We start from the raw sequence: 14,623 nt of genomic DNA, 5'->3' as shown, positions 1-14,623 counted from the left end.
AGCCCTACGCTCCGTGATCCCGGCATCCGCAACGCTCCCGACCTCCTTCCACCTTCCCAAACCAGCGGTATCGATAGCGCGCAATGGCGCGATAGAACAGGTACGCGAGCGGTTTCAACAGGGGGACCCGGAAGAGGGCCGCCACCCAGCGACCGGCTCGCAGTCCGGGGACGAGCGGAAGGAACGCATCCAAGCCCCGTTCAATCGTGCCGTCGGGCTTGACGAGGTACGCGACATCCGGTCGCCCCGGGCGATAGTGGGCTCCCAGCCGGCTGGCGGCTTCGGCGCTTTGATACGGGACCCATTTCACCGAGGTATCCCGGCTCATCCGTTCGAGCTCGGCCTTGGCCGTGACACAGAGCCGGCACTCGGCGTCATAGATGAGAATCGGTTGGGGCTCGCCCCGGGGGTCATCGGGGCGCTCGGCGGGGGTCATAATGGTAGACTAGCACGTCCGGCGGCGCCGTGGAACCTGCCTGGCTCGCCGAATCGCATCACCGGGTGCTACGATACGATATGGATCGATCGCACACCGCCGCGCGTCTCACCGCCGGGCTCTTGGTCATCCTCATGGCGGTCGCGGCGATGCAGTGGCACATCCAAGGCCCGCCCATGCCCGAACGGCCAACCGGCCAGACGGTCTGGCTGGTCTTTCTGTTCGCGGCCCCCTTCGCGCTCGCCGGACTCGCTCTTCTGAATGTACGGTGGAGCCTGATCGGCGGGGTGATCTATGGAACCATCGGGCTTGCGCTCGATATCTCGACGATTGTCCAGGAGCTCAGCCAGGCAGGCGACTACACCCAGCGGTTCTGGTTCAGCGCGGTCACCGGATTTGTGAATACCCTTGTCATCATGGTTGCGGGGCACGGCTTTCTCGACGTCGGACCGACATCCTCCCTTCGAGCAGCCCCTCCTCCCAATCCCCGGTCCCCTTCCTCAACCGAATAGGCCGGACGCGCTGGAAGCCGGTGTCTTTCAACCACCGGCTCGTTTCGGCCAGGCTATAGGTGTTCCCGCCCTCGGTGAACAGGAGCATCGTGGCGGCAAAGAGGTTCGCGTCGGGAGGATAGAGCCCCTCACGATCGAGGAGGAACGCGTCCTGAATCAACACCCGGCCGCCGGGTGAGAGCGCGGCCGCCATTTTTCCGAAGATGCGCCGATTGTCGGCAGACGAGTAGATATGGAGGACGTTGGAGTACCAGATGACATCGTACCGTCCCGGAATCTCTTCCTCGAGAAAGTCCAGCGGAAGGTAGGACAGTCGCCGACCGTGCCTGGAGCCGGCGGCGATCTCGCGTGCCACCTCGAGGGCCGGCGCACGGTCGGCCACGGTCGCCTGCAGCCGCGGATTGCGCTTGAGGAATTCCAGGGCGTAGGTTCCCGGCCCTCCGCCGAGATCGAGCAGACTCGACGCACCTCGTAAATCAATTTGGGCCGCCACCGCCGGGGCCACATCGAGCGACCGGTGATGCATCGCCCACGAAAACTGTCTCCGGTATTCGGGGTCGTCGGGCGGCGTCTTGTCTTCCACCGGCCTGCCCGTTCTCACTGATTCGGTCAATTTTCCCCAGTCGGTCCAATGGTCGCGGATCAGCCGGACGTACCCCCCGCGGTAATCGGCGCTCTTGGCGTTCAACGCGCTCGCGGCGACTTTGCCGTTCCGATATTCGTTCCGCTGCTTGATGAGGATCCCGGCACTCGCCAAATTGCGGCAGAGAATGTCCAGCCCTCGCTCGCTCACGGCGATCCGCTGAGCGAGACCCGGGATGGTCCAAGACCCGGTCCCCATCGCCGTAAAGAGATCCAACTCCAGCGCGGTCAGGATGATTCGCGGCAGTTGATACCCCGAGACGAGATCGCGAAAGGCCTCAAAGCTGGCCAGCGGGGCGGGACGGGAGGCACGCGAGGCGGTCATGGCCGGCGCTCCCGACGGCCGGCGGAGCCGCTCAGACGCGCGATGCCGGTCATCGATCGCGCCCTCGGAGGGCGGCGGACATATCGGCTAGCCCCTGCATTGATCAAGACGGTTCATGACGTCGCTACGCCGGGTTGGGTGCCTCACACCCACACCCAGAATCTCCCAGCGGGGTCGGCGGTCCATGAGAAACGCGCATGAATAGTCGGCTACGAAAAGTGCCGGCGGCACCAGCCGACCGTTTGTCTGATCGCATCCAGATCGGCCAGATCGATGGTCCGCTGAAAGAGGACCGCCACGTACTCATCGGTCATCTCCGTCCGCTCCTCGAAGCCGGCGGCGAGCAGCGTCTTGCGGAACCTCGAGACGGTCGGCTGCAGATAAAACTTCGCCTGCTTCGCCAGTTCGTCCGTTCCGAGATCCTCCGCGGTCCCGTCCGAGAGCAGGCTTTTGATGTCGTCCATGTCCATGCCGGTTTGGCAAATGACTCGTCCATCGGGGGTCACCTCGAGCATCCAGCCGTCGTGGCCAAGGGACAAGCCCAACGCCCCGCCGGGCGTGAGCTCATAAAAAGCGGGCTCGGTGCGACGCAGCTCCGAGCGGAGTTCTTCCCAGGATCCCGCACTCATCCGCTCACCCCCTGGATTCCTTCGCATGCGGCCCCCTCATCGCCGCGAGCTTGGCACGCAACTGCTCGAGCCGCGCCGTGTTCTCGGCCAGCTTCGGCAACTGATATTTCCGATCGACGCGCACGACGCGCTCCAGGAGGTCAGCCGCCTCGCTGGGATGGTCCAGCCGCTCATAGCACTCGGCCATCAGGTACCAGGCTCCGCCCGTCCGCAGTTCATCCCGCAGGCGCTCGGCGATCGCCAGACTCGTACGGCAGCACGCAAGCGCCTCTTCCGCACGGTCCTGCATCAAGTAGGCCCGTGCCATCATCCGCCAGGTGTCCGCCATCCCGCTCTGGTTTCCGGTCCGGCGCATCAACGCGAGCGAAGCGTCGTAATAGCGCATGGCTTCGTCGAACTGACCCGTCTCCCGCGCCACCAACCCCAAATCCGAAAACAACACCGCCTTGCCGATGTCGTCGCCCGCCCGGTTCATCAAGTCGAGGGCTTCGAGATAGTAGGCTTTCGCCCGCTCCCACTCGCCCGCGTCCGCGCGCAGGTTGCCGAGATTCGCCAGCGTCGTGCCGATGCCCCGCTCATCACCGAGAATCTTCTGCAGCTCCAGCACTTCCTGGTAATAGGCCTGCGCCTGCTCCCGCCGTCCGCTGACCGCACAGATGTTTCCCAGATTCCCCAGCGTGGCCACTAGGGCCCGGCGGTCTCCACTCAGCCGATCGCATTCCAGCGCTTGCATATAGCACACATAGGCCTGCGTGTAGTCGCCGTGCGCGAACCGTTCGTTACCCTGTCGGTTGAGCTCTTCAGAGGGGGAATGCATGGGAATCAAGACCGAGCGCACACCGCCGGTTAGGCGCCTCTCCTGGGACCACCGCCGCCTGCGATGCATGGGAAGAGTGCGGCATGACTAGGCCAGAAACCGCTCGACCACGCCCTTGGCGCCGGTTGGGATCGCCGTACCATCGCCGACGAGCAGCGTGTCGAAGTGGTACTTGAGGAGGCGGCGCAAAGACTCACGCGCCTTGGCGGCATCGGAAAACTTCTCGGCGGGCAGCATGGAGACGGACCCCGGCGGCTTGCCAATGAGCGCGTCCCCTACGATCAGGATCCCGTTACCCTGCTCGAGAAACAACGCGCTCTCGCCCGGTGACTTCTGATCTTTCAGGTGAATCGCCCAAATGCCGCCCGGCAACAGCTCTCCGTCCTTATAGGTCCGGTCGGGCTTCAACTCCATCTGCGGTGCATCGACCTCCGGATACCAAAGCTGACAGCCGAATTCACTCCTGCACCATCCCGCCTCGCGTTCATGGTCCCGGTTGGTGATGACGACGTAATCGACCCGCCCGCCGCGCCGGATGTGGACGGCATCCTCCGGCTTTAGCGGCGGGGGATCGACCAGAATTCGGTGCTCCCCGACGGTCAGGAAGAGGCCGTTGAAGTCCAGCTTCTTCTCCTCCGAGAACCACGACCACTGCCAGATACCGGGAGCGACTTGCTTCATGGATTAGCTCAACCTTAACCTCAACCTACTCTAGAGCGCCGCCACGGCGTCCTTCACCATCTTGGTGACTTTGGCTTCCACACCCGCGTCGTTCGGCAGATCGAGGAGGTCGTCCTCGTGCACGGTGACGAACTTCCGATTCGGCCCCTTCGTGAGCGAGATGAGAAACATGCTGTTCGAAGGGGTGACGGGGATGACGACCTGTACGGCGGCGTCCAGGCCCTGCACCACGTCGAGGAACTTCTGCTTGCCTTCATCCCATTCGCCCATAAGTCTCCTTGATCAACACCGATCAACACGGCGCCGGAGCCCCTGATCGTGCGCTCACAGCCCGCCGCTGGTCTTGGTCGCGCCCTGCAGCAGCTTGTCCACCTCGGAGAGAATGACATCGGCGCCGGCCAAATCCATGTTACCCACACGCTGCCAGCGGATCACGCCGTTCTGATCGATGATGTAGACGTTGGGAATGAACCGCCCACCGCCATAGAGCTTGTCCGTGGTCTTGCTCGGATCGAGCAAGTAGGGGTACGTCACCTTGACCGGGAATTGGGAGAGAAACTCCGTCACCGCCTTTTTGGAATCTCCGGAGGAGTTGACGCCGATGACCGCGACGTCTTTGCCTTGCGTCGCTTCGTGGACCTTCTGGAGGTTCGTGCCCTGCATCATGCACGGCTCGCAAATGTGGAAGAGCCCAAGGACGACCACCTTCCCCCTGAAGTTGTCCAGAGCCACGCTCTCCCCGTTGATCGAGGTCAACGTGAACGCCGGCGCCTTCTCGCCCGTTTTGAAGAAACTCTTCGCCGAAGCCGAGGCCAGCAACGCCAGGACCGCCAGCGGAATGAGAAGCGACGAGAGGAGTGGTTTCATAACGGGCCTCCTTGTCCGAACTCACAGACCCAGTCCATGGTGTGCGTATCCTAGCACGCCAATTTTTTGATCAGCAACGGCTTAATTGATCGCGGCTTCCTGGCGCTGAACGAGCGACAATTGGGACAAGGGCGAGCCTTCCTTTCAAGCGCAGCGCTCGGCGTTCCAGTTCCGTGCTGGTTCAAAACAGACCGAGCTGGAGCTCTTCCGCCTTCGTAAACGGAATCGGATAGCGCTCGGTGAAGCAGGCATTGCAGTAGTGGTCGGGCTTGCCGGGGGCCGTGTTGAGCATCCCTTGCAGGCTGAGATACGCGAGGCTGTCGGCGGTGATGTACTTGCGGATCTCATTGAGACTGTGGCTGGAGGCGATCAACTCCTTCTTGGTCGGCGTGTCGATGCCGTAGAAGCAGGGCGACACGATCGGCGGGGAGCTGATGCGCATGTGGACTTCCTTGGCTCCTGCATGGCGCAGCATCTTGACGATCTTCCGGCTCGTCGTCCCGCGTACGAGAGAGTCGTCCACGACCACGACGCGCTTGCCGGCCAAGACCTCCGGCACCGCGTTGAGCTTGACCTTCACCCCGAAGTGCCGGATCGACTGCTCCGGTTCGATGAACGTACGGCCCACGTAGTGATTGCGGATCAACCCGATGTCGAAGGGAATGCCGGAGCCTTCCGAAAAGCCGAGCGCCGCCGGGACGCCGGAATCGGGCACGGGGATGACGACATCGGCGTCCACAGGCGACTCGAGCGCCAATTGCCGGCCGAGCGCCTTTCGCGTGGCATAGACGGTGTGCCCCCCGAAGATCTTGCTGTCCGGGCGCGAGAAGTAGACGTACTCGAAGATACACATCGCGGGCTGCACCTGCGTGAACGGCTTCAGCGACGTGACGCCCCGCTCGTCGAGCACGACCAACTCCCCCGGTTCGATGTCCCGCACGAAGTCGGCCCCGATCAGGTCGAAGGCGCACGTCTCGGAGGCGACCATCCAGCTCTCCCGCAGACGCCCGAGACACAGCGGTCGCAAGCCGTAGGGATCGCGGGCCGCAATGACTCCGGTGTCGGTCAACACGACGACCGAAAAGGCCCCCCGGACCTGCCCCAGCGCATCGATGATGCGCGCCAAGAGCGAGTCGGCGCGCGAATGCGCGATGAGGTGGATGATGACCTCACTGTCCGTCGTGGACTGGAAGATCGCCCCGTACGCCTCCAACTCATGGCGCAGCATCGTGGCATTGATCAGATTCCCGTTATGGGCCAACGCCAAGTTGCCGAACGCGAAGTTGACGGTCAGCGGTTGGACGTTCTTGAGATGGCTCCCGCCCGCCGTGGAATATCGGTTGTGTCCGATGGCCATGTGCCCGGGAAGATTCTTGAGCACCGGCTTCGTGTAGATGTCGGCGACGAGCCCCATGCCTTTCTCGACGTGAAAATGCTCCCCGTCGCTGGCCGCGATGCCCGAGCCTTCCTGGCCGCGGTGCTGGAGGGCGTACAGCCCGAGGTAGGCGAGGTTGGCCGCCTCCTTGTGTCCATAGATGCCGAAGACCGCGCACTCTTCGTGCAGCTTGTCGGGCGTCTTGCAGGGCATAATCAGCGACATGGATGCTCGAAACCAAAAAGTAAGTGAGTAATTTGATTTGAAGAATTACGAATTACTGATTTCCTCAATTACTTCCCGTCAGCGCACGTTCGAGCGCGCCGGCCCAACGGTCCCACAGCGTCTCCACCTCGGCCTCGATCCGACAGCCGGCCGTCCGATCATCCCCCTCCACCTCGACGATCAAGCGGTCGCCTCCCACGGTGCCGAGCGGCACGGCCGGCACCCCAAGGGCCTGCGCGGTGCGAAGCACATGATCGGCATGGTCGGCTGTGACGGAGAGGATGACACGCGACTGGGATTCCCCGAACAACAAGGCGTCGCGCCGAAGACCGTGGAGGCCCAATCTTAACACAGCGCCGAGTCGCCGTGCAGGGGAGGACATGCAGCACTCGGCAAGCGCCACCGCCACGCCGCCGTCCGAGCAGTCGTGCGCCGACTGTACCATCCCCTCGCCGATCAGCCGCAGCACGCATGCATGGAGCGCCTTCTCGGCATCGAGATCCAGGTACGGCGGCGCCCCTTGCTCCCGATGATGCACCACCCGCAGATATTCCGTTCCCCCGAGATCCTCGCGCGTCGTGCCGAGCAGGATCACGACATCGCCTGCCTGCTTGAACCATTGGGTGGTGACCCGATCCATCGGATCGATCAGCCCCACCATCCCGAGGATCGGCGTGGGGTAGATGGAGAGGCCGTTCGTCTCGTTGTACAGGCTGACGTTGCCGCTCACCACCGGCACGCCGAACGCCGTGCAGGCGTCCGCGATTCCCTCGATGGCGAGGATCAGCTGCCACATCACGTCGGGCCGTTCGGGATTGCCGAAGTTCAAACAATCGGTCAGGCCGATCGGCTCGGCGCCCGAGCAGACGAGGTTCCTGGCCGCTTCCGCCACCGCAATTTGTCCGCCGATATAAGGATTGAGGACGCAGTAGCGTCCGTTGCCGTCGGTCGTCATCGCCAGCGCCCGGTTCGTGCCCTTGATGCGGATCACGGCGGCATCCGAGCCCGGCCGCACCAACGTGTTCGTCCGCACCATGTGGTCGTACTGCTCGTACACCCAGCGCTTGCTCGCGATGGTCGGGGATTCGAGCAGCGCCAGCAGGGTGGCCGTCGCATCCGTCACGTCCGGCACGAGGTCGACGTTCAGGGTCTGCAAATACTCCTGATAGGCGGGCGGCGCGCTCGGGCGTTCGTACTTGGGCCCCTCATCGGCCAAGGCCTTTGCCGGGATCTCGGCCACGACCCGGCCGTCGTCCCGCACGCGCAGCATGCCGTCGCCGGTGACCCGGCCGACCACCGCCACGTCCAGGTCCCATTTGCGGCAGATGCGGATCACCTCGTCTTCCTTCCCCTGCTTGGCCACCATCAGCATGCGCTCTTGCGACTCGGACAGCATCAATTCGTAGGCCGTCATGCCCGGCTCTCGGCGCGGCACCTGCGCGAGGTCCAGATCGATGCCGGTTCCCGCACGCGAGGCCATTTCGCACGACGAGCTCGTGAGTCCGGCGGCCCCCATGTCCTGAATCCCGACCAAGAGATCGCCCGCCATGAGCTCGAGGCACGCCTCGAGCAGCAACTTCTCGGTGAACGGATCGCCCACCTGGACGGTCGGCCGCTTCGATTCGGACTCGGCATCGAAAGAATCGGACGCCATGGTCGCCCCATGGATCCCGTCGCGGCCGGTCTTGGAGCCGACGTAGATCACCGGATTGCCGACGCCCGCCGCCTTCCCTTTGAAGAGCCGATCCTTCTTGGCGATCCCCAGACAAAAGACGTTCACGAGCGGGTTGTTCGTGTAGATCTCGTTGAAGACGATTTCGCCCCCGATCGTCGGCACGCCCATGCAGTTCCCGTATCCCGAAATGCCGGCGACCACGCCTTTGACCAAATGCCGATTCTTGGGGTTCTCCGGGAGCCCAAACCGAAGCGAATCGAGCAGGGCCACCGGCCGCGCCCCCATCGTGAAGATGTCGCGCAGAATCCCACCCACTCCGGTGGCCGCTCCCTGATACGGCTCGATAAAAGACGGATGGTTGTGCGACTCCATCTTGAAGACGGCCACGAGCCCATCCCCGATATCGACCGCACCGGCATTTTCCCCCGGGCCCTGGACGACCCGCGGACCGGTCGTCGGCAGGCGCTTCAAATGGACGCGCGAGCTCTTGTACGAGCAGTGCTCGGACCACATGACCGAGAACATTCCCAACTCGGTCAAGCTCGGCTCCCGCCCGAGGATCTCGACGATCTTCTTGTACTCCTCGTCGGTCAGGTTGTGCTGGGCAATGAGCTCTTTCGTGATGGGCGGGTTGGAGGATTTCATCGTTCGTCGCGAGGGCCTTCCATTCGTCGAATAGGCGCATGCCTGATCGCGCTAGAGACCGGCCTGCACCTTTCCTGATTCCGATTCCGACTTCGCCTTCTTCAGCGCATCCAGCATCGACAGAAAAATCAGCCGCCCTTCGTCATTGTCCAGCAGGCCCTCGGCGCAGCGTTCAGGATGCGGCATCATGCCGAGCACGTTGCCCTTGGCGTTGATGAGGCCGGCAATGTTGTGGATCGAGCCGTTCGGGTTCGCCTCGGGCGTGACGTCGCCCGCCGGGGTACAGTACCGGAAGACGACCTGGGCATTGGCCCTCAACTGGGAAAGGGTGACGTCGTCGGTGTAGTAGTTGCCGTCTGCGTGAGCAATGGGGATCTTCAGGACCTGTCCCGGCCGGCACCGGCTCGTGAAGGCCGTGGCCGCATTCTCGACCCGCACGTACACGTCCTTGCAGATGAAGGACAGCGAGCGGTTCCGCAGCATGGCGCCGGGCAGCAGGCCGGCCTCCAGCAAGATCTGAAAGCCGTTACAAATGCCGAGCACGAGTCCACCGGCCGACGCGAACGCCTTCACGGCCCCCATGACCGGCGAGAAGCGCGCGATCGCCCCCGTGCGCAGGTAGTCGCCGTACGAGAATCCGCCGGGGAGCACGACGGCGTCCAGGCCCTTGAGCGACGTCTCCTTGTGCCAAATCATCTGCACGCTCTGGCCCAACACGTCCGCCAACACGTGCCGGCAGTCGTGGTCGCAGTTGGACCCCGGGAATGTCACGACTCCGATGTTCATGCCCTGCGCTCGTTCACGGTTGATCGTGTGCTACTGCAGTTCATACCGATATTCTTCGATGATCGTATTCGCCAGCAGCTTCTCGCACATGGCTCTGACTTCCGCCTCGGCCTTGTCCTTGACCGACTCGTTCAGGTCCAGCTCCATGTACTTGCCCACCCGCACGTTGCTCGCGCCCTTGAACCCCAGCGCTTCCAGCGCATGCTCGATCGCCTTTCCCTGCGGATCGAGGATCCCGGGCTTCAGCGTCACATGAATTTTCGCCTTCACGGTTCGCTCCTGTCTTTCGAGGCCTGCCCCATCATCACCAACTTCTTTCGCGCCCAATTGATGAGCACGACCAGGCCGATCCCCGCCGCCGACAGGGCCAGGAAGGACCAGCGCCAAAACGCATCAGGGATGTTGATCGCCATCAGGGCGACGGCCGCGGCCCAGACGATGATCGCCCACAGGAGCCCCTGTTCCATGAACTTGGCGAGGAACGTCTTCACCCATCCGCCTCTTGGTGTTCCCCCTCCGCAAACGGGACCCGCGAGCGCTCCGCCGTCTTCCGCCTACCCGCACACCCGTCGCAGGACCTCCTGGTACGCCTCTTCGATCTTCCCCAGGTCCTTCCGGAACCGATCCTTGTCCATCGACTCCCCGGTGGTCTTGTCCCAGAGCCGGCACGTGTCCGGGGAAATCTCGTCGGCGAGGATCATCGCCCCATTGTACAGTCCGAACTCCAGCTTGAAATCGACGAGCATCATGCCGCGTTCCTGGAAGAACGGCACGAGCAGCTTGTTCGCCTTCAGCGCAAGGCGCTTGATCTCCTCCACGAACTTCGGCGGCGCGAGCCTCAGCAGGCGTATGTGCTCCTCGGTGATCAAGGGGTCGCCCAGCGCATCGTTCTTGTAATAGAACTCGAGGAGCGCGGGCTCGATCGCCTCCCCTTCTTTCAGCCCCAACCGCTTGGCGAGACTCCCCGCCACGACGTTCCGGACCACCACTTCGATCGGCACGATCGCGACCCGCCTCGCGAGCATCTCGCGGTCGTTGAGCCGCTCGACGAAATGGGTCGGCACGCCGCCCGCCTCCAGCAGCTTGAACAGCCGCTCCGAAACCTTGTTGTTGACGACGCCTTTGTCCACGATCGTCCCGCGCTTCTGTGCGTTGAACGCCGTCGCATCGTCCTTGAAATACTGGATCACGCGATCGGGTTGATCCGTGGCGAAGATCTTCTTCGCCTTGCCTTCGTACAACAATGCGCCCTTGCTCATGACCGAATCCTTCTCCTCTCGCCTCCCCTGGCCGTCCGTTCACGGCCGAATACCCGCCGATAAATTTGATCGAGGTGCCGCAGATAGTACCTGGGATCGAAGCAGTCGTCGATTTCCTTCGTCGTCAGGTATCTCGTGATCAGCGGGTCCTTGCCGACCAAATCCTTGAAGACCCCTCCCGCCCTCCTGGACTCCGCCAAGACGGATTCCTTGCCCGCGCGATGCCACCCTTCCCACGCCTGCATGGCGTTGCGCTGCACCGCCTCGTACGCCTCCTTCCGCTGCGCTCCCCGCTCGACCAGTAGGAGCAGCAGCCGCTGCGAATAGACCAATCCTTCGGTCAAGTCGAGGTTCCGCTGCATCCGGTCGGGATAGATCAGCAGATTGCGGATGAGGTCGGTGATCCGGACCAGCATGTAATCGACCAGGATTGTGCTGTCCGGCATCACGATCCGCTCCACCGAGGAATGGCTGATGTCCCGCTCGTGCCAGAGGGCGACGTTTTCCAGACCGGCGACGCTGTTGGCGCGAACAACCCGCGCCAAGCCGCACAGGTTCTCGGATGCGATCGGATTCCGCTTGTGCGGCATGGCCGAGGACCCCTTCTGCCCTTCGGCGAAGAACTCCTCGGCTTCCAAGACCTCGGTGCGCTGCAGATGGCGGATCTCCGTGGCATACTTCTCGATGCTGGCCGCGAGCAGGGCCAGAGCCGAGAGGTAGGCGGCATGGCGGTCTCGCTGCACGATCTGACTGGAGACCGGATCCGGCGTGAGCCCCAGCTTCCCGCACACGTACTCCTCGACCTCCGGACCCAGGTGCGCGAACGTTCCCATGGCGCCCGATAGCTTCCCGACCGCGATCTCTTCCCGCACCGCCTGGAGCCGGCGCCGGTGCCGCTGGCACTCCTCATACCAGATGGCCAGCTTGAACCCGAACGAGATCGGCTCGCCGTGGATCCCATGGGAACGGCCGACCATCACCGTGTGCCGATGCTCGAAGGCCCGCTGCTTGAGCACCCCGAGTAAGGCGTCCAGGTCCGAGAGGATGATGTCGAGCGCGTCCCTCATTTGTACGGCGAGGGACGTATCGACGACGTCCGAGGACGTCAACCCTTTATGCAGGAGCCGGGCATCGGGCCCGACGGGCTCGATCAGGGATTCGAGGAAGGCGATCACGTCGTGCTTGGTCACTTTCTCGATCTCGGCGATCCGATCCACGTCGATGCGGGCCTTCTTGCGAATCCTCGCGGTCACGCCCTTCGGCACCTCGCCGGCTCGCTCCAGGGCCTCGCAGGCGAGCAATTCGACGTCGAGCCAGATCTGGTACTTGTGCGCCAGGTCCCAGATCGCCTTCATCCGTGGAAGCGTGTACCGCTCGATCATCGAAGCCCCTCGGCGTCCCCGGCGACGCCTCGCCGGACCGGCCGGCCCGTCCCGCCTCCGTTCGTCATTTCTTCTCCGCCATCTCTGCGCGCTTCACGTCCAACTGGGGCTCGGTCGCAATGATCTTGTCCAGGACCCCGTTCACGAAGCGCCGGGTGTCGTCGTCGGCGAACTCCTTCGCGAGCTCGACGGCTTCGTTCACGGTCACCTTGGCCGGCACCTCGGGCATCCAGAGCAGCTCGCAGAGGGCCGCGCGCAGGATGTTGCGGTCGACCACCGGCATTCGGCTGATCTTCCAGTTCGTCGCGTACCGCTCGATGAGCTGGTCCAACTCCGGTCGATGCATCATCACGCCGTCGATCAACCGGTCGGCGAACTCACGCGCGTCGGGCGCGAGCGGGTTGCGCTGCCAGAAGTCCTCCAACCAGTGGTCGGTGTTGCCGTGGATGTCCCACTGGAAGAGCACTTGGAGCGCGCGCTCGCGCGATCGCCGTCGGCCGCTCATCGTGGCCTGCCCGCCTTCTTCACCCGCCTTGCAGCCGCGCCGCGTGGGCGCCGTCGATTCAACGCCCGCAGGACCGAAGCCATTTCGATGGCCGTGCGCGCCGCCTCCGCGCCGCGGTTCTGCTCGACGCCTTCGGCGCGCGCCAGGGCCTGATCGACGGTGTCCGTCGTCAACACGCCGAAGATCACCGGGACGCCGGAATCCCAGGCCGCCTGCGCAATCCCCCGACTCGCCTCCCGGCTGATGTACTCGAAATGCGGCGTCTCGCCGCGGATGACCGCGCCCAAGCAGATGACGGCGTCGAATCGCCGGGACAGAGCCAGATGCCTGGCCACCAGAGGGATCTCGAAGGCGCCGGGCACCCGGACCACCTCGAGCGTCTGGTCATCGGCCCCGGCTTTCTTCAGGACTTCCACGGCCCCCGCGAAAAGCCGTTCAGTGATGAATTCATTGAACTTGCTGACGACGAGGGCGAGGCGCAGTCCCTTGGCGTCCTGATATCCTTCGAGGATGTTCATAGAAGCAGGAGGTCTGTTCCGAGAAGGCCCGGGCGTTGGACGCCTCGGCGGCCCGTCTCGATATCCGTCTAGACTTTATTGAGGATGTGCCCCAGCTTCGCCTTCTTGGTCCGAAGGTAACGGACGTTGGCCGCGCGTGGCGCCATTTCGATCGGCACGCGTTCGACGACCTTGAGGCCGTACCCTTCGATGCCGACGATCTTCCGAGGGTTGTTCGTCAGCAGCCGGATCTTCCTGAGGCCCAGGTTCACGAGGATCTGCGCCCCGATCCCATAGTCCCGCAGATCGGCCTTGAACCCCAACCGAAGGTTCGCCTCCACCGTGTCCACGCCTTCGTCCTGCAACTGGTAAGCCTTGATCTTGTTGGCCAGCCCGATGCCCCGGCCCTCCTGGTTCAGGTAGAGCAAGACCCCCCGGCCCTCTTTCTGGATCATTTCCATCGCATGATGGAGTTGGTCCCGGCAATCGCAGCGCAGCGACCCGAAGACGTCGGCGGTCACGCAGCCGGAGTGCACGCGCACCATGGTCGGCACCTGGGGCTCGATGGGGCCCTTGACGAGCGCGATGTGCGTCCCGCCGTCGACCTCGTTTTCGAAGACCACGGCCTCGAAGTCGCCGAAGATCGTCGGCAGCTTGGCGCTGGCGACCCGCTTGATGAAGGTCTCTCGGCGCAAGCGGTACTCGATGAGCGACTTGATGGTGACCACCTTCAAGCCGTGCCGCTTGGCGAACCTCGCGAGCTCCGGCACACGAGCCATCGTGCCGTCTTCATTCATGATCTCGCAGATGACGCCGGCGGGATAGAGCCCGGCGAGCCGGGCCAAGTCCACCGACCCTTCCGTCTGACCGGCCCGCCTCAGCACGCCGCCTTTTTGAGCCTTGAGGGGGAAGATGTGTCCGGGACGTGCCAGGTCGGAGGGCTTGGTCTTGGGGTCGATCGCCACGCGAATCGTCGTGGCGCGATCGGCCGCCGAGATGCCGGTGGTGATGTCCTTACGGGCATCGATCGAGACGGTGAACGCCGTGCCGAAGGTGGCGGTATTCTCCGCGGCCTGGGGCGGGAGTTGGAGCTCTTCCACCCGCTCGGCGGTCAGGGCGAGACAGATGAGGCCACGGGCGTGCTTGGCCATGAAGTTGATGGCCTGCGGCGTGACCTTTTCGGCAGCCATGACGAGATCGCCTTCATTTTCGCGATCTTCATCGTCGACGAGAATCACCAGACGGCCGCGCTTGATGTCTTTCAGCGCTTGTTCGATGCTGTTGAAGACCGGCTCGTCCGGCATCTAGGCTCCATGACCGACTGCCATTTTTTCCAATCCACTTAAAGCTTTTCGCGTCGGAAAG

The 14,623-nt window shown here is 63.5% G+C and carries 18 protein-coding genes; 1 reads left to right on the top strand and 17 read right to left on the bottom strand.

Features of this window, described 5'->3' with window-relative positions; all coding sequences use genetic code 11:
- Positions 1-4: 4 nt before the first annotated feature.
- Positions 5-436: a thiol-disulfide oxidoreductase DCC family protein gene (locus ACWHYV_RS08365; RefSeq protein WP_447980189.1), complete on the bottom strand. Its 432-nt coding sequence runs from the start codon at positions 434-436 to the stop codon at positions 5-7.
- Positions 437-516: 80 nt separating this feature from the next.
- Between ACWHYV_RS08365 and ACWHYV_RS08360 the strand changes: the two genes are divergently transcribed.
- Complete coding sequence (locus ACWHYV_RS08360; protein WP_447980188.1) at positions 517-948, top strand: hypothetical protein; 432 nt, start codon at positions 517-519, stop codon at positions 946-948.
- Here the strand turns inward: ACWHYV_RS08360 and ACWHYV_RS08355 are convergent.
- From ACWHYV_RS08355 to ACWHYV_RS08280, 16 genes are all read right to left on the bottom strand, one after another.
- Positions 851-1,915 carry a methyltransferase gene (locus ACWHYV_RS08355; protein WP_447980187.1) on the bottom strand — a complete coding sequence of 355 codons (1,065 nt, stop codon included), beginning with the start codon at positions 1,913-1,915 and terminating at the stop codon, positions 851-853. The two genes, ACWHYV_RS08360 and ACWHYV_RS08355, sit on opposite strands and share 98 nt — an antisense overlap.
- Positions 1,916-2,124: 209 nt before the next feature.
- On the bottom strand, positions 2,125-2,544 hold the full coding sequence (locus tag ACWHYV_RS08350; protein WP_447980186.1) for a hypothetical protein: 420 nt from the start codon (positions 2,542-2,544) through the stop codon (positions 2,125-2,127).
- 4 nt (positions 2,545-2,548) lie between these two features.
- The gene (locus ACWHYV_RS08345; protein ID WP_447980185.1) at positions 2,549-3,361 is read right to left on the bottom strand and encodes a tetratricopeptide repeat protein; all 813 of its coding nucleotides are present in this window, start codon (positions 3,359-3,361) and stop codon (positions 2,549-2,551) included.
- Between the two features lie 87 nt (positions 3,362-3,448).
- Complete coding sequence (locus ACWHYV_RS08340) at positions 3,449-4,042, bottom strand: hypothetical protein (protein ID WP_447980184.1); 594 nt, start codon at positions 4,040-4,042, stop codon at positions 3,449-3,451.
- A gap of 30 nt (positions 4,043-4,072) precedes the next feature.
- Positions 4,073-4,312, bottom strand: a complete 240-nt coding sequence (locus ACWHYV_RS08335) for a hypothetical protein (protein ID WP_447980183.1) — start codon at positions 4,310-4,312, stop codon at positions 4,073-4,075.
- A gap of 54 nt (positions 4,313-4,366) precedes the next feature.
- Positions 4,367-4,909: a peroxiredoxin family protein gene (locus ACWHYV_RS08330; RefSeq protein WP_447980182.1), complete on the bottom strand. Its 543-nt coding sequence runs from the start codon at positions 4,907-4,909 to the stop codon at positions 4,367-4,369.
- A gap of 181 nt (positions 4,910-5,090) precedes the next feature.
- Positions 5,091-6,509 carry an amidophosphoribosyltransferase gene (purF, locus tag ACWHYV_RS08325; RefSeq protein ID WP_447980181.1) on the bottom strand — a complete coding sequence of 473 codons (1,419 nt, stop codon included), beginning with the start codon at positions 6,507-6,509 and terminating at the stop codon, positions 5,091-5,093.
- A 64-nt stretch (positions 6,510-6,573) separates the two neighbouring features.
- Positions 6,574-8,829 carry a phosphoribosylformylglycinamidine synthase subunit PurL gene (gene purL / locus ACWHYV_RS08320; RefSeq protein WP_447980180.1) on the bottom strand — a complete coding sequence of 752 codons (2,256 nt, stop codon included), beginning with the start codon at positions 8,827-8,829 and terminating at the stop codon, positions 6,574-6,576.
- A gap of 51 nt (positions 8,830-8,880) precedes the next feature.
- The gene (gene purQ / locus ACWHYV_RS08315; RefSeq protein ID WP_447980179.1) at positions 8,881-9,615 is read right to left on the bottom strand and encodes a phosphoribosylformylglycinamidine synthase subunit PurQ; all 735 of its coding nucleotides are present in this window, start codon (positions 9,613-9,615) and stop codon (positions 8,881-8,883) included.
- A gap of 30 nt (positions 9,616-9,645) precedes the next feature.
- Positions 9,646-9,885, bottom strand: coding sequence for a phosphoribosylformylglycinamidine synthase subunit PurS (purS, locus tag ACWHYV_RS08310; RefSeq protein ID WP_447980178.1), 240 nt, complete (start codon positions 9,883-9,885; stop codon positions 9,646-9,648).
- Positions 9,882-10,106, bottom strand: coding sequence for a hypothetical protein (locus tag ACWHYV_RS08305; protein WP_447980177.1), 225 nt, complete (start codon positions 10,104-10,106; stop codon positions 9,882-9,884). Before ACWHYV_RS08305 ends, purS begins: the two co-directional genes overlap by 4 nt.
- Before the next feature lie 63 nt (positions 10,107-10,169).
- On the bottom strand, positions 10,170-10,874 hold the full coding sequence (gene purC / locus ACWHYV_RS08300; protein WP_447980176.1) for a phosphoribosylaminoimidazolesuccinocarboxamide synthase: 705 nt from the start codon (positions 10,872-10,874) through the stop codon (positions 10,170-10,172).
- Entirely contained in the window at positions 10,871-12,256 is a 1,386-nt protein-coding gene (gene purB, locus ACWHYV_RS08295; RefSeq protein WP_447980175.1) for an adenylosuccinate lyase, read from the bottom strand. The genes purC and purB overlap by 4 nt, the downstream gene beginning before the upstream one ends.
- Positions 12,257-12,320: 64 nt before the next feature.
- Positions 12,321-12,761: a transcription antitermination factor NusB gene (nusB, locus tag ACWHYV_RS08290; RefSeq protein ID WP_447980174.1), complete on the bottom strand. Its 441-nt coding sequence runs from the start codon at positions 12,759-12,761 to the stop codon at positions 12,321-12,323.
- On the bottom strand, positions 12,758-13,279 hold the full coding sequence (gene ribH / locus ACWHYV_RS08285; RefSeq protein WP_447980173.1) for a 6,7-dimethyl-8-ribityllumazine synthase: 522 nt from the start codon (positions 13,277-13,279) through the stop codon (positions 12,758-12,760). Before ribH ends, nusB begins: the two co-directional genes overlap by 4 nt.
- 68 nt (positions 13,280-13,347) lie before the next feature.
- A complete protein-coding gene (locus tag ACWHYV_RS08280; protein ID WP_447980172.1) occupies positions 13,348-14,562 on the bottom strand; it encodes a bifunctional 3,4-dihydroxy-2-butanone-4-phosphate synthase/GTP cyclohydrolase II in 1,215 nt (404 codons plus the stop codon).
- Between the last annotated feature and the right edge of the window lie 61 nt (positions 14,563-14,623).

The organism is Candidatus Nitrospira bockiana (assembly GCF_965152565.1).
This window is presented reverse-complemented; position numbering and strand designations above follow the sequence as displayed.